Annotated in this window: 2 protein-coding genes and 1 pseudogene; 2 read left to right on the top strand and 1 reads right to left on the bottom strand. The window is 63.9% G+C overall.

All coding sequences use genetic code 11. From position 1 onward, the window contains the following. The first annotated feature begins 159 nt into the window (after positions 1–159). Positions 160–729, top strand: a complete 570-nt coding sequence (locus VML93_RS22120) for an IS607 family transposase (RefSeq protein ID WP_325614343.1) — start codon at positions 160–162, stop codon at positions 727–729. After that, entirely contained in the window at positions 726–2,399 is a 1,674-nt protein-coding gene (gene tnpB, locus VML93_RS22115) for an IS607 family element RNA-guided endonuclease TnpB (RefSeq protein ID WP_325614341.1), read from the top strand. Before VML93_RS22120 ends, tnpB begins: the two co-directional genes overlap by 4 nt. Here the strand turns inward: tnpB and VML93_RS22110 are convergent. Next, positions 2,315–2,700, bottom strand: a pseudogene (locus VML93_RS22110) (hypothetical protein); the annotation flags it as partial. The gene tnpB and the pseudogene VML93_RS22110 sit on opposite strands and share 85 nt — an antisense overlap.

Here is a 2,700-nt window from a genome sequence, read left to right as displayed (position 1 = left end):
TGAGAAACTGAAATGACTCAGTGAGCATCGTGCCGGACGATGACGGCTCCATCGTGTAGCGCCAACGTGTTTCTTCACGACCGGCACCGTCGTTGAGGGCTGCCAACCGTTGGCATGTGAGTGTTCTATAGCTGTCTATAGTGATCTATAGTTGTCGTTATGAACCTTGCGGAGTGGGCGAAGTCGCAGGGAGTTGCGCGGGTGACCGCCTACCGCTGGTTTCGTGAGGGGAAGCTGCCGGTGCCGGCGCGTAAGGTCGGGGGACTGATTTTGGTCGATACGCCAACGGCTGTCACGGTGTCGGCCGGGACGACGGTGGTTTACGCGCGGGTGTCCTCTGCTGACCAGAAAGCTGACCTGGACAGGCAGGTTGCGCGAGTGACACAGTGGGCAACCGACGGTGGCATGCGGGTCGATCGGATCGTGACCGAAGTGGGCTCCGCGCTCAATGGCAAGAGGAAGAAATTCCTTGCCCTGCTTGGCGATCCATCGGTAACGACCATCATCGTTGAGCACCGGGACCGTTTCGCGCGGTTCGCTGTCGAATACATTGAGGCGTCGTTGTCAGCCCAGAGCCGCAAACTTGTTGTCGTGGACACCGCAGAAGTCGACGACGACCTGGTAGGGGATATGACAGAGATCCTGACCTCGTTCTGCGCGCGACTGTACGGAAAACGCGCTGCGGCCAACAAAGCGCGGCGGATGATCGAGGCGGGCGGCGTGGCGTGATCGTCGGGATGCGCACGTGCAAGCAGGCCGCCAAAGTGGCTGAGCTGATCGGCGGTGGGCAGCTTGGCGGCAAGCCACGCAAGGATGCGACGGTGCCGCCGTCGCGCTATGTCGAGGTAGGCGGCAATTTTGAGGCGCACCGGGCGGCGGTGGAGTCGGTGTCGGTGCTGTTCGAGCTGTACGAGGGCAACGCCGACAGCTACGCGCAGACCGGTTCACCGGGTGAGAAGCTGGCCAGCGGATGGTTGTTGACGGCGGCGAAGTTCGAGGTCGAATGGCCTGCTGAGGAGGATCGGCGTGCCGCTGTGCGGTCGCATTTCGGAGCCCGCCGTTTTTCGTTCAATTGGGGCCTGGCCCAGGTGAGGGCCGACCTCGACGCGCGCAAAGCCGATCCGTCGCATGAGTCGGTGGGCTGGGATCTGGGTCCGCTGCGCAAGGCCTGGAACCAGGCCAAAAATGATGTGGCGCCGTGGTGGGCGGACAACTCCAAGGAGTGCTACTCCTCGGGTTTGGCCGATCTGGCACAGGGACTGGCCAACTGGACGGCCAGCAAGAACGGCGCCCGCAAAGGTCGGCGTGTCAAGTTTCCCCGGTTCAAGTCGGCCCGCCGCGACACCGGCCGGGTGCGGTTCACCACCGGAACCATGCGGGTGGAAGACGATCGGCGCACCATCACGGTGCCGGTGATCGGGGCGCTACGGTCCAAGGAAAACACCCGCCGCGTCCAACGCCACCTCGCGGCCGGCCGCGCGCGAATAGTGAACATGACACTGTCGCAGCAGTGGGGCCGGTTGTTCGTCTCGGTCAACTACGCGCTCCGCACCACGAACACCGCACCCATGGTGGCCTCTGCGACGGTACGCGCCGGGATGGACCTGGGTGTGCGGACTTTGGCCACGGTCGCCACAGTCGATACCATCACCGGCGAACAGGCCATCGTCGAGTACCCGAATCCGGCTCCACTGACGGCGACGCTGATGGCGCGCCGCCGGGCCGGTCGACAACTTTCCCGCCGCATTCCCGGATCGCGCGGACACCGGGCAGCGAAAGCCAAGCTGACCCGGCTGGATCGCCGATGCGTACATCTGCGCCGGGAAGCCGCCCACCAGCTCACCACCGAACTGGCGGGCAGCTACGGCCACCTCGTGATCGAAGACCTCGACGTGGCGGCCATGAAACGCAGCATGGGACGCCGGGCATTCCGGCGATCCGTGTCTGACGCCGCAATCGGTGCTGTCAAGCCGCAATTGGCTTACAAGACAGCCCGTTACGGCACGGTGCTGACCGTGGCGGATCGCTGGTTCCCATCCAGCCAAATCCACCACGGCTGCACCCGAGGGGACGGCACGCCGTGTCGACTGATCGGCAAAGGACGCATCGACAAACACTTGGTGTGCCCGATCACCGGTCAAGTCGTCGATCGTGATCGCAATGCTGCGCTTAACCTCCGCGACTGGCCGGATCACGCCAGTTGTGGCCCAGTCAGGGCCACGGCCCCATCGGTACCCGGGCCAACCGAACAGGTTGGTACAGGCCATGGCGCCGACGCCGGACCAACCGGCGCCGACGGAGCTTCTGTAAGACCTCACTTACGTGAGGCCCGAAGCGGCGAGGCCAGAACCGGATCAACGCAATCCGTTGTGAAGGAACCTCGTAAGAGGAGCGCCTGACAATGATCACTAAAGATCACCCAGACGCAACGGTAGAGCACCATCAGCAGCAGCATCGCCGTTTTCCAGCTCGGCGTCATCGCGGTCTTGCCGTTCACTCTGCGCACGGTGGTGCCCAGCGGCGTGGTCTGGGCGAACACCGAGAAATCCTGCGTCAGACTCGACCGCACCGGCGGCAAGACTGCCTTGCGCTGTGGCGACCCTAGCCATGCCGACAACTGAGGCTCGGTGCGAAACCGGATCAGCGACATCCATTCCCCCGACCCGCCCAGCGGGAAGACAGCCGTGCCCTCATATCCGG

Source organism: Mycobacterium sp. (assembly GCF_035499775.1).
Lineage (GTDB): Bacteria > Actinomycetota > Actinomycetes > Mycobacteriales > Mycobacteriaceae > Mycobacterium.
The sequence above is the reverse complement of the archived record's forward strand: the minus strand, read 5'-3'. Positions and strand labels throughout refer to the sequence as shown.

What these genes read in the sequence shown, in the direction of transcription:
- VML93_RS22120 (WP_325614343.1), top strand. Translation starts at nt 160, where the DNA reads ATGAACCTTGCGGAGTGGGCGAAGTCGCAGGGAGTTGCGCGGGTGACC.